Source organism: Dongia sp. (genome assembly GCF_041918875.1).
GTDB lineage: Bacteria > Pseudomonadota > Alphaproteobacteria > Dongiales > Dongiaceae > Dongia.
In genome coordinates, this window is record NZ_JAYRUV010000009.1 from 29863 (window position 1) to 50602 (window position 20740).

27 protein-coding genes are annotated in these 20740 nt (G+C 64.5%); 16 read left to right on the forward strand and 11 right to left on the reverse strand.

Features of this window, described 5'->3' with window-relative positions:
• Positions 1-15: 15 nt before the first annotated feature.
• The 5 genes from recF to rpsT all read right to left on the reverse strand — a co-directional run bounded on the left by recF (position 16) and on the right by rpsT (position 5593).
• Positions 16-1308 (reverse strand): DNA replication/repair protein RecF, encoded by a 1293-nt coding sequence (gene recF / locus ACE3TY_RS10925; RefSeq protein ID WP_374653063.1) that lies wholly within the window; start codon positions 1306-1308, stop codon positions 16-18.
• Positions 1309-1329: 21 nt separating this feature from the next.
• Complete coding sequence (gene dnaN / locus ACE3TY_RS10930) at positions 1330-2448, reverse strand: DNA polymerase III subunit beta (RefSeq protein WP_374653064.1); 1119 nt, start codon at positions 2446-2448, stop codon at positions 1330-1332.
• Between the two features lie 276 nt (positions 2449-2724).
• A complete protein-coding gene (gene dnaA, locus ACE3TY_RS10935; protein ID WP_374653246.1) occupies positions 2725-4155 on the reverse strand; it encodes a chromosomal replication initiator protein DnaA in 1431 nt (476 codons plus the stop codon).
• 62 nt (positions 4156-4217) lie between these two features.
• Positions 4218-4646 (reverse strand): rhodanese-like domain-containing protein, encoded by a 429-nt coding sequence (locus ACE3TY_RS10940; protein WP_374653065.1) that lies wholly within the window; start codon positions 4644-4646, stop codon positions 4218-4220.
• 683 nt (positions 4647-5329) lie between these two features.
• Positions 5330-5593 (reverse strand): 30S ribosomal protein S20, encoded by a 264-nt coding sequence (gene rpsT / locus ACE3TY_RS10945; RefSeq protein WP_374653066.1) that lies wholly within the window; start codon positions 5591-5593, stop codon positions 5330-5332.
• Between the two features lie 245 nt (positions 5594-5838).
• On the opposite strand from rpsT, the gene dapF reads away from it, so the two are divergent.
• Genes dapF through ftsY form a run of 3 tightly spaced genes read left to right on the forward strand, consistent with a single transcriptional unit; the run spans position 5839 to position 8938 of the window.
• Positions 5839-6684, forward strand: coding sequence for a diaminopimelate epimerase (gene dapF, locus ACE3TY_RS10950; protein ID WP_374653067.1), 846 nt, complete (start codon positions 5839-5841; stop codon positions 6682-6684).
• A complete protein-coding gene (mtaB, locus tag ACE3TY_RS10955; RefSeq protein ID WP_374653068.1) occupies positions 6677-7984 on the forward strand; it encodes a tRNA (N(6)-L-threonylcarbamoyladenosine(37)-C(2))-methylthiotransferase MtaB in 1308 nt (435 codons plus the stop codon). The genes dapF and mtaB overlap by 8 nt, the downstream gene beginning before the upstream one ends.
• Positions 7985-7999: 15 nt before the next feature.
• A complete protein-coding gene (gene ftsY, locus ACE3TY_RS10960; protein ID WP_374653069.1) occupies positions 8000-8938 on the forward strand; it encodes a signal recognition particle-docking protein FtsY in 939 nt (312 codons plus the stop codon).
• A gap of 69 nt (positions 8939-9007) precedes the next feature.
• On the opposite strand, the gene ACE3TY_RS10965 is transcribed toward ftsY, so the two are convergent.
• Positions 9008-9559, reverse strand: a complete 552-nt coding sequence (locus tag ACE3TY_RS10965) for a superoxide dismutase family protein (protein WP_374653070.1) — start codon at positions 9557-9559, stop codon at positions 9008-9010.
• A 118-nt stretch (positions 9560-9677) separates the two neighbouring features.
• Between ACE3TY_RS10965 and ACE3TY_RS10970 the strand changes: the two genes are divergently transcribed.
• A complete protein-coding gene (locus tag ACE3TY_RS10970) occupies positions 9678-10154 on the forward strand; it encodes a CreA family protein (protein ID WP_374653071.1) in 477 nt (158 codons plus the stop codon).
• Here ACE3TY_RS10970 and ACE3TY_RS10975 read toward each other — a convergent pair.
• The 3 genes from ACE3TY_RS10975 to ACE3TY_RS10985 are packed head-to-tail and all read right to left on the reverse strand — an operon-like array spanning position 10151 to position 11423.
• Entirely contained in the window at positions 10151-10435 is a 285-nt protein-coding gene (locus ACE3TY_RS10975) for a hypothetical protein (protein WP_374653072.1), read from the reverse strand. The two genes, ACE3TY_RS10970 and ACE3TY_RS10975, sit on opposite strands and share 4 nt — an antisense overlap.
• Positions 10436-10482: 47 nt before the next feature.
• Positions 10483-10875 (reverse strand): hypothetical protein, encoded by a 393-nt coding sequence (locus ACE3TY_RS10980; RefSeq protein WP_374653073.1) that lies wholly within the window; start codon positions 10873-10875, stop codon positions 10483-10485.
• Between the two features lie 11 nt (positions 10876-10886).
• On the reverse strand, positions 10887-11423 hold the full coding sequence (locus tag ACE3TY_RS10985) for a macro domain-containing protein (protein WP_374653074.1): 537 nt from the start codon (positions 11421-11423) through the stop codon (positions 10887-10889).
• A 196-nt stretch (positions 11424-11619) separates the two neighbouring features.
• On the opposite strand from ACE3TY_RS10985, the gene ACE3TY_RS10990 reads away from it, so the two are divergent.
• Together ACE3TY_RS10990 and ACE3TY_RS10995 are read left to right on the forward strand one after the other, a co-directional pair.
• A complete protein-coding gene (locus ACE3TY_RS10990; protein ID WP_374653075.1) occupies positions 11620-12198 on the forward strand; it encodes a hypothetical protein in 579 nt (192 codons plus the stop codon).
• Between the two features lie 25 nt (positions 12199-12223).
• Positions 12224-12667 carry a cupin domain-containing protein gene (locus ACE3TY_RS10995; RefSeq protein ID WP_374653076.1) on the forward strand — a complete coding sequence of 148 codons (444 nt, stop codon included), beginning with the start codon at positions 12224-12226 and terminating at the stop codon, positions 12665-12667.
• 258 nt (positions 12668-12925) lie between these two features.
• Here ACE3TY_RS10995 and ACE3TY_RS11000 read toward each other — a convergent pair whose 3' ends face one another.
• Complete coding sequence (locus tag ACE3TY_RS11000) at positions 12926-13426, reverse strand: helix-turn-helix domain-containing protein (protein ID WP_374653077.1); 501 nt, start codon at positions 13424-13426, stop codon at positions 12926-12928.
• A gap of 219 nt (positions 13427-13645) precedes the next feature.
• On the opposite strand from ACE3TY_RS11000, the gene ACE3TY_RS11005 reads away from it, so the two are divergent.
• The 3 genes from ACE3TY_RS11005 to ACE3TY_RS11015 are packed head-to-tail and all read left to right on the forward strand — an operon-like array spanning position 13646 to position 15135.
• Entirely contained in the window at positions 13646-13948 is a 303-nt protein-coding gene (locus ACE3TY_RS11005; RefSeq protein ID WP_374653078.1) for a transcriptional regulator, read from the forward strand.
• An 18-nt stretch (positions 13949-13966) separates the two neighbouring features.
• A complete protein-coding gene (locus ACE3TY_RS11010; protein ID WP_374653079.1) occupies positions 13967-14314 on the forward strand; it encodes a hypothetical protein in 348 nt (115 codons plus the stop codon).
• Positions 14311-15135, forward strand: a complete 825-nt coding sequence (locus tag ACE3TY_RS11015; protein ID WP_374653080.1) for a ParB N-terminal domain-containing protein — start codon at positions 14311-14313, stop codon at positions 15133-15135. Before ACE3TY_RS11010 ends, ACE3TY_RS11015 begins: the two co-directional genes overlap by 4 nt.
• A gap of 153 nt (positions 15136-15288) precedes the next feature.
• On the opposite strand, the gene ACE3TY_RS11020 is transcribed toward ACE3TY_RS11015, so the two are convergent.
• Complete coding sequence (locus ACE3TY_RS11020) at positions 15289-15606, reverse strand: hypothetical protein (RefSeq protein WP_374653081.1); 318 nt, start codon at positions 15604-15606, stop codon at positions 15289-15291.
• 120 nt (positions 15607-15726) lie between these two features.
• Between ACE3TY_RS11020 and ACE3TY_RS11025 the strand changes: the two genes are divergently transcribed.
• The 7 genes from ACE3TY_RS11025 (at position 15727) to ACE3TY_RS11055 (ending at position 20739) form a co-directional block, all read left to right on the forward strand.
• On the forward strand, positions 15727-16068 hold the full coding sequence (locus ACE3TY_RS11025) for a hypothetical protein (RefSeq protein WP_374653082.1): 342 nt from the start codon (positions 15727-15729) through the stop codon (positions 16066-16068).
• On the forward strand, positions 16065-16280 hold the full coding sequence (locus tag ACE3TY_RS11030) for a hypothetical protein (protein ID WP_374653083.1): 216 nt from the start codon (positions 16065-16067) through the stop codon (positions 16278-16280). The genes ACE3TY_RS11025 and ACE3TY_RS11030 overlap by 4 nt, the downstream gene beginning before the upstream one ends.
• Entirely contained in the window at positions 16280-16744 is a 465-nt protein-coding gene (locus tag ACE3TY_RS11035; protein WP_374653084.1) for a DNA transposition protein, read from the forward strand. The genes ACE3TY_RS11030 and ACE3TY_RS11035 overlap by 1 nt, the downstream gene beginning before the upstream one ends.
• A complete protein-coding gene (locus ACE3TY_RS11040; protein ID WP_374653085.1) occupies positions 16741-18855 on the forward strand; it encodes a transposase domain-containing protein in 2115 nt (704 codons plus the stop codon). Before ACE3TY_RS11035 ends, ACE3TY_RS11040 begins: the two co-directional genes overlap by 4 nt.
• Positions 18856-18935: 80 nt before the next feature.
• Positions 18936-19691 carry an AAA family ATPase gene (locus ACE3TY_RS11045; protein WP_374653086.1) on the forward strand — a complete coding sequence of 252 codons (756 nt, stop codon included), beginning with the start codon at positions 18936-18938 and terminating at the stop codon, positions 19689-19691.
• On the forward strand, positions 19691-20365 hold the full coding sequence (locus ACE3TY_RS11050; RefSeq protein WP_374653087.1) for a hypothetical protein: 675 nt from the start codon (positions 19691-19693) through the stop codon (positions 20363-20365). The genes ACE3TY_RS11045 and ACE3TY_RS11050 overlap by 1 nt, the downstream gene beginning before the upstream one ends.
• Positions 20366-20373: 8 nt before the next feature.
• Positions 20374-20739, forward strand: coding sequence for a hypothetical protein (locus ACE3TY_RS11055; RefSeq protein ID WP_374653088.1), 366 nt, complete (start codon positions 20374-20376; stop codon positions 20737-20739).
• The last annotated feature ends 1 nt before the right edge of the window (position 20740 follow it).

The following is a 20740-nucleotide window of genomic DNA, read 5'->3' on the forward strand; positions in this document are numbered from 1 at the left end:
ACTTGGCATCAGGATCTAGTGCGTGTCCGGCAGCAGGCGGCCATCGCCTGCGGTCATGAATTGGGCCCAGCCCTGCAGCGGCTGGAAGATGTCGCGCTCCGTGCCGGTCAGCCAGCACTGGGCGGAGAGCGCCTGCAATTCGGCAAAGAGCGCCTCGCGGCGCGTGCGGTCGAGATGCGCCGCCACTTCGTCGAGGAGAATGACTGGCGGCTCGCCGCGTCGCCGCGTCGACAGGCGCGCTTCTGCCAGGATGATCGCGATGAGGAGCGCCTTCTGCTCGCCGGTCGAACAATCGCCGGCCCGCAAGGGAGCACCGCCCAGCTGGCGGCCTGCCAGCGTCACGACCAGGTCGGAGCGATGCGTGCCCCATTGCGTCATGCCGCTTTCCGCATCGGATCCGCGTGCGGCGGCGAGGCGTTCGCGCAAGGCATCTTCGGCCTGCAAGGCGGACATGGCGTCCAGCGATTCCTCGACCAGGCCTGCGACGCCAAGCTCGGCTTGCGGGAAGGGGCCGACCGCTTCGGCCATGGCGGCGTTCAAGCTCGCCACGGCATCGAGCCGGGCCGCGCCGATCGCCACGGCTTGCGCCGCCATTTCGTTTTCAAGGCCGGAAAGCCAGGCATTCATATCGCCGCCCGACGCCATCGGCGCCTCGCCGCGCAGGATCCGGGCGCGCTCGCGCATTGCCTGCTCATAAGCCGCCACGCGTGCCGCATGGGCAGGATCGAGGCCATAGACCAGCCGGTCGAGGAAGCGCCGGCGCGAGGCTGCTGCCTCGCTGAACAAACGGTCCATCTGCGGGGTCAGCCACAGCACCGTGAGGATTTCGGCAAAGCCGGCCTGGGAGCGCATGCCGGCGCCGTTGAGGCGCGAGATGCGCCGCTCGCGCCCGGACTGCGCCTGGGCCAGCGGATCGCGGCCTGTCCCCAGCGCATTTTCGCCACCACGGCCCAGATAGCGCGCATGCACCGCCCAGGCCATGCCGCCGGGGCGCGCGATATCGTCGGGGCCGGCGCCGGCCGGGAAGTGATTGCTGGCCTGGCGCAATTCGATCTCGGCGATGCCGGCCTGGCGCAGGCCGGAGCCTGGGGCGAGATAGGAGACGGCTTCGAGGAGGTTGGTCTTGCCGGCGCCGTTGCGGCCGGTGAGCACGAGGGCGCCGAGGCCCTTTTCCAGCCCCGTTTCGAAGCTGACCTCCCGGTAATTGCGGAAGGAGGTCAGCGAGAGATATGAAAACCCGTTCGCCACCTGCGTTACCCGGTGTGGCGCGTTATCGGCCCGGTCGGTTCCGCGTTCGGCGACTGCCATTGCCTCACACGCGCCCCATCGTCAGACCCGCATCGGCATCAGCACGTAGAGTGCCTGAGCGTCGGCCATGTCGCGCAGCAGGGTGGGTGCCACGGAGTCAGCCAGCTTCAATTCCAGCCCCTCGCCCTCGATCTCGTCGGCGACATCCAGAAGATATTTGGAATTGAAGCCGATTTCCATCGCCTGGCCGTCATACTTCACCTCGATCTCTTCCGAGGCGCTGCCATTTTCGGCGCTGGTGGCCGAGAGGGTCAGCATGCCGGGCTTCAACGAGAGCTTCACCGCGCGGGACTTTTCGGACGAAATGGTCGAAACACGGTCGACCGCGTCGCGGAACTCCTTGCGGTCCACTTCCAGCACCTTGTCGTTGGCGGTGGGGATGACGCGCTGGTAGTCCGGGAACGAGCCGTCGATCAGCTTCGAGGTCAAGACGACATCGGCAAAGGCGAAGCGGATGCGGCTGTCGGAAAGCGACACATCGACGGCACCTTCGAAATCCTCGATGAGCTTCCTCACCTCGTTGACCATCTTCCTGGGCACGATCACGCCGGGAATGCCCTCGGCGCCCTCGGGCAGCGGCATCTCGACCCGCGCCAGGCGGTGGCCGTCGGTGGCGACGGCGCGCAGGCTCGTCTGCTTGCCGGCGGCATAGGCATGGACATAGATGCCGTTGAGGTAATAGCGGGTCTCTTCCGTCGAGATCGCGAACTTCGTGCGGTCGATGAGGCCCTTGAGGTCGGATGCCGAAAGCGGGAACTTATGGGCCAGGTCGCCGGCATGGATGGCCGGGAAGTCTTCCTTGGGCAAGGTCGCCAGGGCAAAGCGCGAGCGACCGGCCTTCACGGTGACCTGCTGGCCGTCGGCGGCAAGCTCGATCTGGACCTGGGCCCCTTCGGGCAGCTTCCTCACGATGTCGTAGAGCGTATGGGCGGGAACGGTCGCGGCGCCGGGGATGGCGATGTCGGAGGCGACCTTTTCGACCACGGCGAGGTCCATGTCGGTGGCGGTCAGCGCCAATTGCCCGTCCTTGGCCTCGACCAGGACGTTGGAGAGAATGGGAATGGTGTTGCGGCGTTCGACAACGCTCTGCACATGCCCCAGCGCTTTCAGCAGGAGGGTCCGTTCAATGGTCAGTTTCATGGCCTAACTCAACCCTGTTTCTGGCCGCTGGCGGTATCGTCCAAAGCGACCTTGAGGGCCGCAGAGGCGCGATCCGACGCCGTCGGTCCGATCTTTTCCAACCTTGCCTGAAGGTCCCCCCGCGCCCCGACTAAACCGGCAGGCGGAAATGGCCGAATCGGCCCCTGGTTTCCAGCAAGTGGGGGATTATAGCAGGTCAGGCCCCGGGCAACAGGGTTTTATGGCGCTTTTGGGCCGTCGCCGACCCCTCGCGGCCTGCGGAAAGCCTCGCGAAAATCAGCCTTCCAGCATGCGCTTCAGGAGGTCGATATCCTCGGCGAAGGAGATGTCGCCGGAGGCCAGTTCCTCGACCTTCTTGACCGCATGCATGACCGTCGTATGGTCGCGCCCGCCGAAGGAGCGGCCAATATCGGGCAGCGATTTGGTGGTGAGCTGCTTGGCCAGATACATGGCGATCTGGCGGGGCCTTGAGACCTGGCGGGCGCGCCGGGGCGAGCTCATGTCGGCAAGCTTGATGTTGTAATGCTCGGCGACGCGCCGCTGGATTTCCTCGATGGTGACAGAGCGGTCATTGGCGCGCAGCAAATCCTTCAAGAGTTCCTGGGCGGATTCGACCGAGACGGGCCGGCCGACCAGGGTCGCATGCGCCACGATGCGGGTCAGCGCCCCTTCCAGCTCGCGCACATTCGACGAGATGCGGTGGGCGAGGAATTCCAACACCTTGCCCGGAATGTCGATCGGCGCCTGCTCGGCCTTGGCCTGCAGGATGCCGAGGCGCAGTTCATAGGTCGTGGGATGGATGTCGGCGACGAGGCCCCAGCCGAAGCGGGTGCGCATGCGCTCCTCAAGCCCCTGCAGGTCGGAGGGCGATTTGTCGGCCGAAAGCACCACCTGCTTGTTCTGGTCGAAGAGCGCGTTGAAGGTGTGGAAGAATTCTTCCTGGGTCGATTCCTTGCCGATGATGAACTGCACGTCGTCGACCATGAGCACGTCGACCGAGCGGAACAGCTCCTTGAAGGCCATGGTGTTCTTGTTCCTAAGCGCGCGGATGAACTGGTACATGAACTTTTCGGCCGAGAGATAGATCACCCGCTTTTGCGGCTGCTTCTTCTTGATGTGATGGGCGATGGCGTGCATGAGGTGCGTCTTGCCGAGGCCGACGCCGCCGTAAAGAAACAGCGGATTGAACGGCACGACATCGGATTCGGCGACGCGCAGGGCCGCGGCATGCGCCAGCTCGTTCGACTTGCCGACCACGAAATTGTCGAAGGTCAGGCGCGGATCGAGCGTGGCGCTCACTTCAGCCAGGCCATCCGCTTCGCCGATCTGGCCGCCGACGATCTGCGGCATCGCCTCGACGGCGGTCGCACCCTCGGCCGCTACCGGCGTTTCGACCATCGCCTCGTCAAGCGCGGAATCGTCCGCCGCGGCGGCGGCGTCGCGCGCATCGACGATCACTTCGACCGAGCGGATTTCCGGACACTCGGAACTCCACAGCGCCATGATGCGGTCGGCATAATGCGTCGCCACCCAGTCGCGCATGAAACGCGATGGCACGGCCACGCGCAGGTCCTGGCCGCGACGCCCGGCGAGGGTCAGCGGCTTCAGCCAGGAGCGGAACGTCGCCTCGCCGAATTCGGCACGCAGGCGCCCGCGCACACGGGCCCATTGCGCGTTGAGGAGCGAATCGCTGCCGGCTTCGATCATGGCTTTCCCCCCAGGAGCACTCAAATTCGCATTCATGTCGTCGTTACGGCTCATCGTGGCCATCAATCCTGCACCCAGGGAAGGCCGCCGGCTTTCCAGCCGTTGCTGTGGCCGCGATGGCTTTGGGCATCCTTGTCGCCTTCGAACCCGCCGCTGACATTGTAGCAGGGACCGAGACCCGCTTCGGTCATGGCGATGGCCGCCGCCCGCGAGCGCGCACCCGACCGGCACAGGAAATAGACCGGCCCCGCCCCGGCGCCCAATTGCGCCTTCACCTTGGCGGCAAAGTCGGGATCGACGGCCATGTTCGGATAGACCTGCCAGGAAGCGAGCAGGACCTTCTTGCCGAGCGAACCCAAATCGGGGAGGCCGACGAAGCTCCATTCCGGCTGGGTACGGACATCGACCAGGCAGGCCTTCGGGCTGCCCTTGAGCGCGTCCCAGGCGGCTTGGGGCGTCACATCGCCCGCATAGGTTCCAGTCTCGTTCATGCTCTCAATACCCCCACGAAAAACCACATCGCCACCGGCACGAGGAATCACGCACCCGGACGGGGCGTGGGACCTGGATCGGCGGCGGTCTTAATAGTTAACTTAAGCCCGGCCGCCGAACCCGTTGGGATTGGGGGCCGTCGGCTGCAACCAGTGCGCGATTATGCCGTGCAAACGCGCAATGTAGCCGTGACTTGGTTGCCACAGGTATCGATGGGGGAAAACGGACCCTTCGCCGAGGCCGGAATGGCGCAAGCCGGCGGCTTTCGGACGGTCCTTGGCAGGCTCCGCCCAAATCGCGCGGAGGCCATGGCTGGGGCATTGATGAAACGTGTCGTCACGCATCATAGGTCTTTGTTTTTTATATAAAATTTTCCCGTGATCAAGCTCTTGTCGGAGCTTTGGCCGACGCCCTGTCCGCGGCCGAGACGAACTCTACGCGCGCGCTTCCGGGCATGCAACAAGTCTGAATCGGGAACAGACTCGAATCGAGTCTTGCGAAGATCGCTGTGGCAGATTGAACACAGATTCAACAATGCGGAGTGCGTGCAATCCTACAACGGATGGTGGCGTTGCCGCGTCGGAGGCACAAACGACAACCGCGGCCTTCTGCGCGAAGGCCGCGGTTGATGTGAGCGCTGCCAAGCCCTTGCGGGCGGCATTTGATGCTTTGGTTCGTAACCTTAAGCGAGGGCGCGCAGGCGCTTGGTGAGGCGCGACATTTTGCGCGCTGCGGTATTCTTGTGCAGCACGCCCTTCACCACGCCACGGGCGAGTTCCGGCTGGGCGGCCTTGAGGGCGGCTTCGGCGGCGGTCTTGTTGCCGCTGGCAATGGCCTCTTCGGCCTGCTTCACCGCCGACTTCATGCGGCTGGTGTTGGCGCGGTTGCGCGCCGTGCTGACAACGGTCTGGCGAATGCGCTTTTCCGCGGATTTATGATGGGCCATGGAGCAATACCTGCCTTGAAACGTCGGGATTTCTGTTGGCGGCGGGTTATACAGAGGGGGAGGGCAGGCGTCAACCGCTGCTATCGACCCTGGGATTCTTGAGGTTTTCCAGGTCTCTAGCGGTGCCGGGGTCGTGGCGGACCTGCGTTCGCTGCAGGCCGCGATGTCCCTGAAATCATTGGACTTGAGAAAGGGTGGACGGCATAACCAGCCTTAAGATCAGCGCAGATGGCGATTGGGTTCCGATGAGAGTTGTCCCGTTTCTCAAGATGCATGGCCTCGGCAACGATTTTGTCGTGCTGGATGCGCGCGGGCAGAAACTCGATCTCACGCCGGAGCAGCGCCGGCGCCTGGGCGACCGGCATCTGGGGGTGGGCTTCGACCAGATGGTGACGCTGGAGAACCCGGTGACGCCGGGGGCCGACGTGTTCATGCGCCTCCACAATGCCGACGGATCGGAAGCGCGGGCCTGCGGCAACGCCACGCGCTGCATCGCCGCGCGCATCATGGGCGAGAAGAAGAACGGTCACGCCCTGATCGAGACTGTTTCCGGATTGCTGCCGGCGGAATCGCTCGGCAACGGCTTGATCGCCGTCGATATGGGTCCGGCCGGCCTCGACTGGCAGCAGATTCCCGTGGCTGCCCCTTGCGACACACTGCACATGCCGGTCGCCCTGGGGTCTCTTGCCGATCCGGTCGGGGTCAATGTGGGATCGAGCCACGCCGTCTTCTTTGTCGACGATGTGGATGTGGTCAATCTGCCGGTGGTGGGGCCGCAGCTCGAGAATCATTCCTTCTTCCCGATGCGCGCCAACATCGAATTTGCCGAAATCATCGCCCCTGACCGCATCCGCATGCGGGTGTGGGAGCGTGGGGCCGGCATCACGCTGGCCTGCGGATCCGGTGCTTGTGCGACCCTGGTCGCCGCGGCGCGCCGGGGCCTCACCGCCCGCAAGGGCGAGGTGATCGTCGATGGCGGCACGCTCACCATCGAATGGCTGGAGAACGGCCATGTGCGCATGACGGGGCCGTGGACTCTCTCCTACGAGGGCAGGATCGACCTCGACAGCCTGGTGGGCGGCCATGGCTGAGGAAGTCCTGCCTGTCATCGAAGAGGCGCCCAGGTCAGGCCAGCCGCAGCTCGTCACCTTCGGCTGCCGCTTGAACGCGTTTGAGAGCGAAGTCATCCGCAACCATGCCAGTGCCGCGGGTCTTGCCGACGCCATCATCATCAATACCTGCGCCGTCACCTCGGAGGCCGAGCGCCAGGCGCGCCAGGCGATCCGCAAGGCGCGCCGCCTCAACCCCGATGCGCGCATCATCGTCACCGGCTGTGCCGCGCAGATCGCGCCGGAAAAGTTCGCCGCGATGGACGAGGTCGATGCGGTGCTGGGCAATGAGGAGAAGCTGAAGGCGGAGAGTTTCAAGGCCCTCAGCCTGTCCAGCGGGCCGCATGTGGCGGTGGCCGACATCATGACGGTGACGGAAACGGCGCCGCATCTCATTTCCGGCTTCGCCGCGCGCGCGCGCGCCTTCGTCGAGATCCAGCAGGGATGCGATCATCGCTGCACCTTCTGCATCATTCCGTTCGGACGCGGCAACAGCCGGTCGGTGGCGGTGGGCGCCATCGTCGAGCAGATCCGGCAGCTGGTGGAGAACGGCGTCCGCGAAGTGGTGCTGACCGGCGTCGACATCACCTCGTACGGCGGCGACCTGCCGGGGAAGCCCAACCTTGGGAGTCTGACGCGGCGCATTCTGAACCTCGTGCCCGACCTGCCGCGCTTGAGGCTTTCCTCGGTCGATGTGGTCGAGGTGGATGACGAACTGCGCCGCCTGATTGTCCATGAAGAGCGGCTGATGCCGCATCTTCACCTGTCGCTCCAGGCTGGCGACGACATGATCCTGAAGCGCATGAAGCGCCGGCACAGCCGCGACGACGCGATCCGCTTCGCGCGCGAGATGCGTGCGGCACGGCCCGACCTCGTCTTCGGCGCCGACCTCATCGCCGGTTTCCCCACGGAAACGCATGAGATGTTCCTGAACTCGCTGCGCCTCGTCGACGAATGCGACCTCACCTTCCTGCATGTCTTTCCCTATTCGGCGCGGAGCGGCACGCCGGCGGCGAAGATGCCCCAGGTGCCGGGGCCGGTCCGCAAGGAACGCGCCCAGGCCTTGCGCGAACGGGGCCTTGTCAATCAGCGCGCCTATTTCGCCCGGCTCCTCGGCACGCCGGCGCGCGTGCTGGTCGAGAAGTCGGAAGGCGATGCCGCCTTCGGCCACAGCGATCATTTTGCCCCCGTATCCTTAAGCTTCGGTGCGCGGCCGGGCAGCATCATCGATACCCGCATCAACGGCGCCACCGACGAGCATCTCCTCGCCACCGCCGCATGATTTTCCAGAAGATCCATGACCGACAGCAGCAATAGCGAAAAACGGGGCTGGTTCCAGCGCCTGAAGGCCGGCCTCAGCCGCTCTTCATCCAAGCTCACCGAGAGCATCACGGGCATCTTCACCAAGCGGAAGCTGGACCGCGCGCTGCTGGATGAACTGGAGGAAGCGCTGATCGCCGCCGACCTGGGACCGGCCACGGCGGCCAAGCTCACGGGGGCGCTGGCCAAGGACCGTTTCGACAAGGAAGTGACGCCGGAGGAAGTGCGCGGCCTGTTCGCCGACGAGATAGCACGCATGCTGGACCCGGTGGCCAAGACCCTGGTCCTGGCGCCGCACCGGCCGCATGTGGTGCTGGTGGTAGGCGTCAACGGGTCGGGCAAAACGACGACGATCGGCAAGCTGGCACGCCTCTATCAGGGCCAGGGCAGACGCGTCATGCTGGCCGCCGGCGACACGTTCCGCGCCGCCGCCGTCGAGCAGCTGAAGATCTGGGGCGAGCGCGCCGGGGTGCCGGTCGTCGCGCGCGGCGAAGGGGCGGACCCGGCGGGCCTTGCCTTCGATGCGCTGACCCAGGCCAAGGCGGAGGGGATCGACCTGCTCCTCATCGACACGGCCGGCCGCCTGCAGAACAAAGCGGGCCTCATGGAGGAACTGGCCAAGATCGTGCGCGTGATCAAGAAGGTCGACCCGACCGCGCCCCATGATTGCCTGCTGGTGCTGGATGCGACGGTGGGGCAGAACGCGCATTCCCAGGTCGATATCTTCAAGCAGATCTGCCAGGTGACGGGCCTCGTCGTCACCAAGCTCGACGGTTCCGCCAAGGGCGGCGTACTGGTCGCCCTGGCGGAACGCTTCGGCCTGCCGGTCGTGGCCATCGGTGTCGGCGAGGGCCAGGACGATCTCAAACCTTTCGAGGCGCGGGAATTCGCGCGGTCGCTGATGGATGTGGCATAAGGGGCCGTGCCCGCCGCAATGGCCGGGCGAGCCGTCAGGCTGCCGCCGCCTTGCAGGCGCGGGTGGCGGTTAAAGGCCGCGCAGGTTGAAGGCAGCGCAGGCGATGCGGGCGCCGGTACCGCCGATCGGCTGGCTGGCATAATCGTCGGGCGCTGCGTGGATGACGAGGGCGAAGCCATCGGCGTCGGCAAGCAGTGCGCCGTCATCCCCGCCGCCCAGCGACGATAAAGTGGAATAGAGCTCGACCGCGGCACTGCCATCGGCGCCGACATGGATGTTCGGCAGGTCGCCGGCATCGTTCGCCTCCGGATTGAGGAGGCCGTGCACAAGCCCGGCGCCGCGATGCACATGGCTGCCCGCCTTTTCGAATTTCGGACCGGAGCAATCGCCCCTCTCGTGAAGATGGGCGCCGTGCCAGCCGGCGGGCAGGCCCTCTGCCTCGATCCGGATGAGAATCCCTCGCGGCGCATCGGTCATCGTCACGGTGCCGAGCGGGACGCCGCCGGCATCCTTGAGATCGCTGCTGAGCGATTTGGGCCCTTCGGCCACGGCGCCGGTGGCCACCGGGCATGAAAGGATGGCGAGTGTGGCGGCGAAAATCGCAACGCGGCTGCTGGCCATGCGGATCTCCTTGAAATTGCGGATAAGAGGGGCCAAATCCAGCGCTTCTTGAAACCCCGAAGGCCGGCCAAGGTTCCTGTCCGGGTTTTCCGTGGCCCAAGGAAGGACCCGACGAACCATGATGCGCGCTCGAACGATCGCCGCGATCTCATCGGCCGTGCTGGCCCTCTCCGCGGTTGCCGGGCCTGGCCTGGCGCAGGAAAAGATCGGCGAGGTGTCGACCACCTTCCGCCTGATGAGCCCCAACGACAAGGTCGTCATCGAACGCTATGACGACCCCAAGGTCGAGAACGTCTCCTGCTATCTGTCCCGCGCCGAAACCGGCGGCTGGAGCGGTGCCGTGGGTCTGGCGGAAGATCCCAGCCGCTTTTCCATCGCCTGCCGCGCCGTCGGCCCGACGAGGATCGTCGGCAAGATCCCCGCCGACAAGAAGGGCGAAGTGGTCTTTTCCGAAGATACGTCGATCATGTTCAAGGAATTGCGCATCAGCCGCTTCCACGACACGCAGAAGAACGTGCTGGTCTATCTGGTCTGGTCGACCAAGCTGATCGACGGGTCGCCCTACAACTCGATCTCGGTCGTGCCGCTGGATTAGGCTTCGGGCGTGCCGTTCCGGGCGGCGCGGGGATGCGTGTCGACGAAACGGCACAGCACCGCCTTCAGCACCGCGGCATGCCTGCTGTCGCCGCGCTTTTCGGCGGCCGCGATATCGTCGAGGATGTAGCGGCGGATGCAGCGCTCGCCGGCGCTGTTCTCGCACAGGTAATTGGCCATCTCGGCGGCCGCCATCTGCGGGATATGTTCATGCTCGGCGATGGCCGCGACGACGCCCTTGCTGACGCCGCACAGGGCCTGGCAATCCTCGAAGGTCAGCATGTCCACCTCCCAGAATCATTTACCTACCGGATCATTTGCCTGCCGGATCAAATGACCGACACCACCTTGAACGGCCGCGTGACGCCGTCATGTTCCGTGATCGAGACATATTCGCCGGTGGCGAAGCGGTGCCTGTCGAACTTGAAGGCGGCTTCGTCGTCATCGGTGCCGGGCGCGTAGGAGAAGACCCAGCGGTCCTTGCCGAGATGCTTGAGGATGCCTTGTTCGTATTTCTCGCCGGTCCAGAAGCGGCGCACGCGGCAATCGGTCCGCTGCGCCTTGAAGGCGTCGGCGTCGAGATACCCGTCGGCGGTCAGCGGCGCGCTGAATTCGTAGCCGCAGCCCGGATCGCCGTCGGGACGTTCCCTGGTCCGGGCGAGTTCAAGACGGATGGTCCTGAGCCCGCCCGGTTTGCCGGAAGTACCAGCTCCCCCACTCATGTGATCCTCTCTCAGGACGCGTTCTTGGCGGCGCCGGCACCGGCGCGGGTCTTGTCGGCGAGGCCCGCCTCCATCGCCGCCACGTCCTTGTGATAGGTCGCATAGACGAAGATGGGGATGTCGAGATTGCCGAGATGCTTTTCGACCAGCAGCTTCACGTCGCTCCAGTCCAGGCCGCCGACACCGGTCGCCAGGCGTGGCAGGGCGAGGCTCTTGATGCCTTCCCTGGCGATGAGCTTGGTGAGTTCCCGGAGCGCATGATGCACATTCTCAAGCGTCGCCTTGCCCGGTTTCTCGCCATGGCCGTAGGCAGGCTCCTGCACCATCATGTTGACGATGGCCGGACCTTCTGCACCGGCCCAGAACCACAATTCGCCGGGCTTGGGATGGTTCGACTGGCAATAGTGGCGGAAATCCCTGACCATGGCCGGCCAGCGTTCGCGCAGGGCGAGAGCCAGACCACTGTCGAAATGGTCCCCCGGCGCGACGCCATGCGCCACGATCTGGGCCTTGCTCAACAGGATGTCGCCTTCCACTTCGCGAATCATGTGCTTCGTCCTTCATGCGCCGTGTTGCAATTCGTTGCCAAAAGGTTAGTCCCTGCGCGCGCGCTGACCTTGATGTAGGTCAAGAGGCCGCGGGCGGCCATTCCTTCGCGGCGAAAGGCGGGTATATTGTGATCCGGTTCATTCGCCGCGCCCCCGGAGGGCGCTAGCGTCTTCCTCATGAAAAGGAGGTCGCCCCATGATCGTTTCCAGGGTCTATTCCCGATATCGCCACGCGATGGCGATCCTGCTGACGGCCCTGGCATGGGCGGCGGCACCGGCGCGGGCCGAGAGGGATTGCACCGCCGTTCCAGGCATCGTCGGCGAGATCGACAGCTTCCTGGCGCAGGCCGCCCATGCGCAAGGGGCGGGCAGCGGCACCATGCCGATCGATGCGGTCCTGTTCGGCGTGACCGAGATCGGGCCTGAGGACCGCCAGGAGCTCGATACCCGCGACCGCGTCCAGCTGCAGCGGCGCACGGCCAGCGGCGGCGACTATGCCAACCGGGGCCCCGAACGCATCACGGTCGAAGGCATTTTCGCCGAACGCGAAACGCTGTTCCGTTTGCCCGAACTCATCCTCGGCCGCTACCGGCTGGAGCCGGGCGGCGCCACGCTCACCTACGATCCCGACCATACTGTCGAAGTGGGCGAGCGCGTGCTCGGCATCCCCTTCTTCATGGAGGTGGGGCGCATGTCGGTGTCGCGCGAAAAGCTGGCCTTCTATTTCAGCGGCAATGACGGCGACGAACCGGACCGCTGCTATAAGGTCGAATAGAAACGCGGCAGAGAGGAAAATGAATATGCGGAAATTCTGGCCTGTCATGACCTTGCTGCTTGCGACCGCGCCGGCCTTGGCCGAGGACGCAAAACCGCCGGTCGTGGTGACGCCGATCCTCACCACCGACAGGACGGTGAGCGGCCAGCCGATCCAATGGCCGCGGCAGAATGCCGAACTGGTGACCGCCACTTACGAGATCGCGCCCGGCACCAGCCTGCCGGTGCACAAGCACCCCTTCCCGCGCTACGCCTATGTGCTGGCCGGCACGCTCGAAGTGACCAACACCGAAACCGGCAAGGCGATCATCTTCCACCCCGGCGACGTCATCGTCGAAGCCGTCAACCAATGGCACAAGGGCGCCAATATCGGCCCCGACCCGGTCAAGCTCTTCGTCATGGACATGATCGAGAAGGGCGAGGGCAACGTGGTGAAGAAGTATGTTGTTGGACACATGAACCTGGAGTGAGGCATTGAACCGGGATCTTCCTGGATTTGGCCGGACGAGCCTGGACGAAACCAGCGCAAATCGGGCGTTTCTCGTCGTCGTCATCGTTGGCGGCGCTGCCGACGGACGGCGCCGCGTAGAACCTGGAGTAGCTGTCTGCCGAGCCCCCGCCGCCACTTGATGTTAGAGAAACGCGCCCGCTCGGGCGGTCTCTTTTCGCGTGCAAGGCATTGACGCCATCAGCACCAAATGGTGGTATCCGAGTGACCCGGACTAGCTTTAGGCCGACCGTTTGCTAGATGAGGCGCCGTCTGCCGGCGATTTCCGGAGGTCGTGCCGGAGTTCCTCCAGCATCACCTTCAACCCTACTAGCCTCTCTTCCGGGTCGTCATAGACAGCCAGCAGTCTGTTCAAAATCCGGGCCTGTGCCCGGCCTTGGTCAATAGGCGCTATACGAGCGCCTTCCTCTTTATAAATCCTTGCAATACCGTCAGAAATTCGCCCCAGAAGCTCCTCGTTTACTGCCTCACTTCCACCCTTCGACAGCGGAACCAGGTGCTGCATCGGGCCTTCGCCGGTCGCCAGCCATGCTACCGAGACGTTTGCCGCCGCTGCCATCGCAACGAGCCGCTCGCGGGAAGGATCGGACTTGCCTTCACGGTATTTATCGATCACCGCGCGGGACAATCCAGACGCCCTGGCAAGCTTCGAAGGCCCGCCGACAATCTCAATGATGGCCTCAACCCGCTCTGTAAACTTTCGTGTACTGTCAGTGTTCATGATTGTAACTCTGACTTTCCATTGATTGCCCGCGTCTCGCGTCAGAGTTAAATATTTCCATATAGTTAGCCATCATTTTACGCCCCTGAAGCTCCCTCCCAACACTGACGTCACTTTCGTGTTGAATGATGTTTACGTTCGTGTATTATTTTCTTCGTTCGTAGACTACATCGCTTCACAAAAACCGGCCTGGCAGGGCCGGTCCTTCAGAGACGAGGCATGGCGCGCAAATCCCGAGACCTGGCGCCGGAGGAAATCCGGTACCGCTTGAACCGCAAGGGCCTGACCTTTGCCGATATCGAGCGGCAGCATGGCCTTAAGTCGGGCATCGCCCGCATGACCAGCCGCCATCCACATATCGCTGGCGAACAAGCGATAGCTGCCGCCTTGGGCCTCGCTCCCCACCAGATCTGGCCGTCGCGTTTCGATCCCGAGACGGGTGTGCGTCTCACGCCCCAACCTGTCGAGAACTATAGGGATCGGCCGCGCCTTCGCACCAGTCAAAAACGAAAGGCCGCCTAGACCATGATTTCAGCAAACTTGACCATTCTGCCGGCCGACGAGCCGGCCACCGCCCCCCAAAAACCATCACCGCTCCTCGATCGGCGCCTGCGCCTCAGCAAGCCGAAGCGGGAAGTCCAGCTCCAGGCCTACTTTTCCGGCGCTTTCAAAGTGATCGACACCGCGATCGCCCTGGTCTCAATGGCGGACGAAGACAACGCCATCGCGCAGCTCGTCGCCGAGTTCGTCGATTACGCGATCCTGGCCGGTTTCAAGCCGGCCTATGTCTTTGATGAGCACTTCACCTTCCCTTCAAAGGATGCCGCGCGGACGCTGGTCCGCAAGCTGGTGATGGCCGAGATCGCCACCCGCGAGGTGCGCAAATGAAGAGCCTCGGCCTGCAGAAGATCGACATCAGCAAGATTGACGCCGATGGCCGCCTCCGGCCGATCAGCCCGGCGCATGCGGCGCTGATCGCCGACAACATCAGGGAAACCAGCCTCCGAAACCCGATCGAGGTCCGGACCGCGAAGGGCGGCCGGTTCAAGCTGATCGCGGGCGGTCACCGCCTGGCCGCCATCGGCCTGCTGAAACACCCGACGATCGACGCCTTCGTGTTCGAGGCCAATGACGACGAGGCCCGGATTGCCGAGATCGACGAGAATTTGGTCCGGCACGAGCTGAACCCGCTCGACCGGGCCGTCTTCCTGGCCGAGCGCAAGGCGATCTATGAGCGGCTTCACCCCGCCGCCAAGCAGGGCGGTGACCGGAAGTCGAAGGCGGCTAAGGATCAAACGGAAACGATTTCCGTTTGGTCGTTCGCCAAGGACACGGCCGACAAGGTCGGCCTGACCGACCGTGCCATCCGCTTGGCCGTCTCCATCGCCACCGGCCTTTCCCCGGAGAGCCGCGCTGCCATCGCCGGCACCGCGTTTGCCTTGAAACAGGCCGAGCTGCTGGCCCTCGCCAAGCTGACCCCCGTCCAGCAGCGAAAGGCCCTCGCCGGGCTGCTGGGCGACGCCCCGAAATTCCATTCGGTACGGCAGGCCGCCGACAACCTCACCGGGCGCAAGCCCAAGGCGGTCGATGGCTATGCCCGCCTGGTGACTTCCTGGCGCCATGCCACCGGCGCCGAGCGCAGGGAGTTCCTCGCCTTCCTCAACAAGGAAGGCGAGCTGCGCCTAGCCGGCCGGAAGGAGGCCGCGTGATGGGCATCTTGATCCGCCTCATGGCCCGCCTGTTGGGGCCAGTTATCAAGGAAGCGCTCCGCAGCGAGCGGGTGTGCCCTGCCGGCGATCCATGGTCGAGACCGGCACCGGCGGGCTGGGAAACGCTCTGGCAGGGCGACCATGCGCGAAGCTTTAACCCAGATCATCCTCTGGATGATCTTCCCACCAGCTTTCAGGGCACCGCACCGGAACGTTCTCATGACCAGCGGCGGCAAGCCTATGTCGAAGATCAGTTGCGGCGGCTTCATGAAGCGCGGCGCTTGTCGCGCGATGCTCAGGGGGAAGCTTCTTGATGTGCCCTCGCGCGAAGAGAAAAACGCAGTTAACTGCTGAGGGCGATAGCACCTTCTCGGCCATCAGCACCTCTATCAATCCGGCAAATAGCGGCCCGCTGGCTATGCCGGCATCGAAGGTGCGGTTCAGCAGAAATTCCTCGGCAACTTTGTCCATCGTCCTTCCCCTCCTCTCGATCGAGTCGTGTCTGTCGATTGTAGGGGAGCCGGTGGCGGCCGTCTTGGGAGACCAAGTCCCACCCATGACGGCCGCGCCGATGCTGGCGGGAGGTCCCCAATGAACCGCCATGAACGTCGACGCGCGGCAAAACTGTCGCGCAGTGCCACGCCCGACGAGATCTTCCCGGATGGCCATCGCCCCATCCCCGGGGAGACGGCCGCCAAGATGACAGCAGTGCTGGAGGCGCTGCTGCAAGGTTTCCCAAATTGCGACGTCACGCTGTTTGTCGCGGAGCGGGCCGCCACCGAGGGTCGCGAACTGCCCCGGTTCAATTACATCAGCAGTGCTGAGCGGCCCGACATGCTCGCTGTCCTGAAGGCGTTCGTTGCCAAGAACGAAGCCGAAAGCGCGGCGCTCGACAAGATCAACGACGCGCCGCCGACCGGGAGCGTGCAATGAGCCGCGACCCACGCGCAGCGCCCGCAAATAACCTTGCCGGCGTCATCGGCTTCGACATCGTCGACAGCATCTATGGACCGATGGTGAAGGTCACGGCCGACGCGGTGTTCGGGGCGCCGTACACCATCGGCTGGCTCAGCCCGGATCTCGCCCGCCAGCACAACCAGCGCCTCTCCGACATCTGCACCCAGCTCGCGGAAAGGACCGCCTGATGGCACGGCAACGCAATGACGGCAAGACAATGGATCTGTTGAACTGGCAGCCGCCGGCCACGGCGGCGGCGTTCCCGGCCGAGAAGGTCCGCGCCGCGACGTTGCGCGCGAAGATTTCGAAGGCGGTCGCCCTGTCGCTGCACGAATGCGGCCAGGACCGCGACAAGATCGCTGCCGAGATGACGGCCTTCCTCGGCGAGGACTGCCCCAAGAACATGCTGGACGCCTATGCCAGCGAAGGTCGTGAAGACCATGTCATCAACCTCATTCGCTTCATCGGCCTGGCGCATGCCACGGGCGATGCGCAGCGCCTGCTGCAGACCTTCGCCGAGATGTTCGATCTGGCGGTCATTCCGGCGCGCTACGTGGCGGCGATCGAGGAAGCCATCATCACCGACAAGATCGAAGAGCTGACGCAGCGGCAAAAGCTGTCGCGGGGACGTTGGAAAGGGGCACGCGGATGATCATGGGGACGGCGCCGGTTGGCCTGCAGGAGCAGCGCGAGTGGTTCACCGCGCGCGAGTTGGCCGCCTTCAATCTGCCGGCATTGCCAAAGAGCGAGAGCGCCATGATCCGGCGTGCTAAGGCCGAACGCTGGACCCGTCGCGAACGAACTGGGCGCGGCGGAGGTGTCGAGTACCATATTGGCGCACTACCCACCGCCGCCCATCTTTCCTTGATGCTGAAGCTGGCGCCGCAAACACCGGCACCGGAACAGGCCCAGCGCAACGTGCTGGAGCGGGGCGAGCTATGGCGCTGGTTTGAAGCCCAGCCGGAAGCGAAGAAGGCGAAGGCACGCGAGCGCCTTGCTGTCATCACGGCGGTTGCCGACCTCTATCAGACCGGCATGCAGAAAGACATCGCGGTTGTCTCGGTCGCCAATCACAAGAAGGTCGGCGCGTCGACCATTTACAACTGGCTCAACCTAGTTGCTGGCCGGGACCGCAGCGACTGGCTGCCGGCGCTGGCGCCGCGCCATGTCGGCCGCACCGCGTCCTTGGAATGCGATCCCGATGCCTGGGACATGATCAAATCGGATTATCTCCGGGAAGAGGCGCCCAATTTCTCCGACTGTTATCGCCGCGTTGAACGGGCCGCCAAGGAGCGCGGCTGGACCTTTCCGTCAGAACGCACTTTGCAGCGTCGCCTCCATGCCCAGGTGCCGCCGGCAGTGATCGTGCTGATCCGTGAGGGCGCCGATGCGGTGAAGCGCATGTATCCAGCACAGGAACGCGACCGTTCGGTCTTCCACGCCTTGCAGGCGGTGAATGCGGATGGCCATCGCTGGGACATCTGGGTCGAGTGGCCCGATGGCGAGATCTCGCGCCCGTGCATGACGGTGTTCCAGGATCTCTATTCCGGCAAGATCCTGTCCTGGCGCGTCGATCGCACCATGAATGGCGGCGCGGTGCGCCTGGCCTTCGGCGATCTGGTCGAGGATTGGGGCATTCCTGAATATTGCTATCTCGACAATGGCCGCGAGTTTGCCAACAAGTGGTTTACCGGCGGCACGCCGACGCGGTACCGCTTCACGGTGCGCGAGGAGGATCCTTCCGGCATCCTGACCCAGCTCGGCGTCGAGGTGCACTGGACCCAGCCCTATAGCGGCCAGTCAAAGCCGATTGAACGCGCCTTCAGGGACTTCGCCCAGACCATCGCCAAACACCCGGCCTTTGCCGGCGCCTATACCGGCAACAGCCCGGTCGACAAGCCGGAGAATTACCGGTCGAAGGCCATCCCGCTCGAGCGGTTCCTGCAGGTAGCGCGGTCGGAGATCCACGAACACAATGCGCGCACCGGCCGCCAAGCCAAGATCTGCAACGGCCTCTCCTTCGACGCCACCTTCGCCAGTTCCTACACCCAGTCGCCGATCAAGAAGGCCACCGAGGAACAGCGCCGGCTCTGGCTGCTGGCGGCGGAAGGCATCTCGGTCTCCGGGCAGGATGGCTCATTGAAGCTGATGGGCAACCGCTATTGGGCGGACTTCCTGCATCTCTATCGCGGGGAAAAGATCGCGGCCCGCTTCGATCCTGACTTCCTCCATGACGGCCTCCATGTCTACCGGCTCGACGGCGTCTATCTCGGCCACGCACCGGTGATCGAAGCCGCCGGCTTCGACAACGCCGACAAGGCCCGCGAGCATGGCCGCCAGCGGAAGCGCTGGCTGCGCGCGCAGCGTGAAATGCTGGAGGCGGAACGTCGCATGTCAGCGGCTGCCGTTGCCGACCTGGTTCCGCTCAATGCCGGCCCCTCGGAACTGCCGGCCGCCACCGTCGTGCGGTTGCCACGCCCGGTCCACGATTTGAAGCGCATGCCGAGCCGCGAGGTCACCCCCGAACAGGAAGCGCGCCACGAGGCGCTGATTGCCGAGTTCCGTTTGCCGGCTGCCGCCGTCGATCAGCAGCGCAGTGCGGCCGACCTTCGCTTCGAGAAGGCGATGCGCATCGAGCTGGCGCTGGCGACCGGCGGCGAGGTCGGCGACGGCGAAGTGGCGTGGCTGGAAGGCTATCGGAACGAGGCCGAATACAAGGCCCGCCGTTCTGTTCAAGAGGATCTGGGTCAGGTGCTCGCCTGAATTAGGGCCCTGACCGAGCGCGTGGGCGGCACACCCTGGCAGGAACGTGCCGCCCGATGACAACAGCAAACGAGGAAAAAATGACCGTTTCAAAGCCCAGCGTCAAGACCCCGGCCAGCAGCAACATCGCACCGCTGACCAATGTGACCCTCTTCACCGAGCTGGTCGAGCGCATCACGACGCGCCACCGAAACCTTCCGGCGATCGGCGCCTGGTATGGATGGTCGGGCCTCGGCAAGACGATTTCCGCGACCTATGGCGCACACCGCTTCCGGGCCTATTATGTCGAGGTCGGGTCGAGCTGGACGCTGGCCAAGTTCTGCCAGGCGTTGCTGACCGAGTTGGGTGTACCGCCGCGCGGCACGATTGCCAGCATGGTCGACACCATCATCTCCATGCTCGCCGAAACCAACCGGCCTCTCATCATCGACGAATTCGACCATGTCGTGAAACGCGGCTATGTCGAGACCATCCGCGAGATCCACGACAAATCCGGCGCGCCCATCATCCTCATTGGCGAGGAGCTGCTGCCCGACAAGCTGAAACAGTGGGAGCGGTTTCATAACCGCGTTCTCGACTGGGTACCGGCGCAGCCCTGCAACGCGCGCGACGTCGTCGCCCTCGCTGGCATCTATGCACCCGGCCTGGAGATCGCCGCGGATCTGGTCGAGCTGCTGCTCACCAAATCTGAAAAGCGTGCCCGGCGCATCGTCGTCAATATCGACCGCATCCGCGAGGCATCGGTACTGGAAGGCTGGAAGGGAAAGATCGACCGCAGCCTCTGGGGTGACCGCGCGCTCTTCACGGGTGCTGCACCGTCGCGGAGGATTGGCTGATGGGTCGCCACGCCGCCGATATCATGGTTCGGCTGACGGCGCGTGTTCCACGTGGCCATCAGGGCTTCTGGGAGATCATCCGAAAACTGCACCGCGACAAGGGCGCCTGGACCGTCCAGGAGGTCGACGGGCGCAGCAATGTCAATCGGGGAACCGTCGACGACTTCATTCAACGCCTGTTGAAGGGCGGCTATATCGTCAAGGACGGTGCTACCGCCAAAACCACCTTCTATCGCTTGGTGCAGGATCAGCCTGACGCGCCGCGCCTGAAGCGTGACGGCACGCCGGCGATTGAACCTGGTCTTGGCCAGGAACAGATGTGGCGGTCCATCAAGATGCTGACTCGTTTCGATGCGCGGGAGGTCTCCGTGCATGCCAGCACCGAAGAGGTGCCGGTGCCGCTGGTGGCGGCAAAAAGCTACATCTCACGCCTCCACCGCGCCGGCTATCTCGCCGAGGCCGCTCCCGCCAAACCGGGCCATAAGCCTGGCACCGGCACGCTGGCGACCTATCGCCTGCTGCCCAGCATGAACACCGGTCCGCTGGCACCGCAGATCCAGCGCACCGATTTCGTGTGGGATCCCAATCGCAAGCAGGTGATGGGGCCGGAAGGCAAGCCGGTGCGGTCGGAGATGCGGCCGGCGACGAAGCACGGCAAAGGCGGTGCCCGATGAGCCCCGTCATGAGCCATCTGGCCAAAGCCCAGGCCGCCTGGGGCGATATCTTGCCCGATTGGGTGAAGGTGCTGGCCTTGCGATGCGATGAGACCAGCCAGTCGCGCGCGGCCGGCCTGGTCGGTTACTCGGCCGCGACCCTCTCTTATGTCATCGGCAACCGCTATGGCGGCGACATGCCGGCAGTCGAGGAGCGCGTCCGCGCCACTTTGATGGCCAGCACCATCACCTGCCCGGAGATGGGCGAACTCTCCCTCGCGCAATGCCTGGAGTGGCGCAAGCGTGCCGAGGACTTCCAACCCACCAGCAGCCTGCGGCGGATCATGTTGTCCGCCTGCAGGATCTGTCCCCGCAACGTCGGCAAAGGAGGCTGAC

Coding starts and splice junctions, on each gene's coding strand:
- dapF (WP_374653067.1), top strand. CDS start 5,839: ATGAGAGTTGTCCCGTTTCTCAAGATGCATGGCCTCGGCAACGATTTT.
- ACE3TY_RS11000 (WP_374653077.1), bottom strand. CDS start 13,426: ATGAACACTGACAGTACACGAAAGTTTACAGAGCGGGTTGAGGCCATC.
- ACE3TY_RS11055 (WP_374653088.1), top strand. CDS start 20,374: ATGAGCCATCTGGCCAAAGCCCAGGCCGCCTGGGGCGATATCTTGCCC.
- ACE3TY_RS10965 (WP_374653070.1), bottom strand. CDS start 9,559: ATGGCCAGCAGCCGCGTTGCGATTTTCGCCGCCACACTCGCCATCCTT.
- dnaA (WP_374653246.1), bottom strand. CDS start 4,155: ATGATCGAAGCCGGCAGCGATTCGCTCCTCAACGCGCAATGGGCCCGT.
- ACE3TY_RS11025 (WP_374653082.1), top strand. CDS start 15,727: ATGAACCGCCATGAACGTCGACGCGCGGCAAAACTGTCGCGCAGTGCC.
- ACE3TY_RS11040 (WP_374653085.1), top strand. CDS start 16,741: ATGATCATGGGGACGGCGCCGGTTGGCCTGCAGGAGCAGCGCGAGTGG.
- ACE3TY_RS11020 (WP_374653081.1), bottom strand. CDS start 15,606: ATGGACAAAGTTGCCGAGGAATTTCTGCTGAACCGCACCTTCGATGCC.
- rpsT (WP_374653066.1), bottom strand. CDS start 5,593: ATGGCCCATCATAAATCCGCGGAAAAGCGCATTCGCCAGACCGTTGTC.
- ACE3TY_RS10985 (WP_374653074.1), bottom strand. CDS start 11,423: ATGATTCGCGAAGTGGAAGGCGACATCCTGTTGAGCAAGGCCCAGATC.
- ACE3TY_RS11035 (WP_374653084.1), top strand. CDS start 16,280: ATGGCACGGCAACGCAATGACGGCAAGACAATGGATCTGTTGAACTGG.
- ACE3TY_RS10975 (WP_374653072.1), bottom strand. CDS start 10,435: ATGCTGACCTTCGAGGATTGCCAGGCCCTGTGCGGCGTCAGCAAGGGC.
- ACE3TY_RS11045 (WP_374653086.1), top strand. CDS start 18,936: ATGACCGTTTCAAAGCCCAGCGTCAAGACCCCGGCCAGCAGCAACATC.
- dnaN (WP_374653064.1), bottom strand. CDS start 2,448: ATGAAACTGACCATTGAACGGACCCTCCTGCTGAAAGCGCTGGGGCAT.
- ACE3TY_RS10990 (WP_374653075.1), top strand. CDS start 11,620: ATGATCGTTTCCAGGGTCTATTCCCGATATCGCCACGCGATGGCGATC.
- ACE3TY_RS11005 (WP_374653078.1), top strand. CDS start 13,646: ATGGCGCGCAAATCCCGAGACCTGGCGCCGGAGGAAATCCGGTACCGC.
- ftsY (WP_374653069.1), top strand. CDS start 8,000: ATGACCGACAGCAGCAATAGCGAAAAACGGGGCTGGTTCCAGCGCCTG.
- ACE3TY_RS11015 (WP_374653080.1), top strand. CDS start 14,311: ATGAAGAGCCTCGGCCTGCAGAAGATCGACATCAGCAAGATTGACGCC.
- ACE3TY_RS10940 (WP_374653065.1), bottom strand. CDS start 4,646: ATGAACGAGACTGGAACCTATGCGGGCGATGTGACGCCCCAAGCCGCC.
- ACE3TY_RS10995 (WP_374653076.1), top strand. CDS start 12,224: ATGCGGAAATTCTGGCCTGTCATGACCTTGCTGCTTGCGACCGCGCCG.
- mtaB (WP_374653068.1), top strand. CDS start 6,677: ATGGCTGAGGAAGTCCTGCCTGTCATCGAAGAGGCGCCCAGGTCAGGC.
- recF (WP_374653063.1), bottom strand. CDS start 1,308: ATGGCAGTCGCCGAACGCGGAACCGACCGGGCCGATAACGCGCCACAC.
- ACE3TY_RS10980 (WP_374653073.1), bottom strand. CDS start 10,875: ATGAGTGGGGGAGCTGGTACTTCCGGCAAACCGGGCGGGCTCAGGACC.
- ACE3TY_RS11050 (WP_374653087.1), top strand. CDS start 19,691: ATGGGTCGCCACGCCGCCGATATCATGGTTCGGCTGACGGCGCGTGTT.
- ACE3TY_RS11030 (WP_374653083.1), top strand. CDS start 16,065: ATGAGCCGCGACCCACGCGCAGCGCCCGCAAATAACCTTGCCGGCGTC.
- ACE3TY_RS10970 (WP_374653071.1), top strand. CDS start 9,678: ATGATGCGCGCTCGAACGATCGCCGCGATCTCATCGGCCGTGCTGGCC.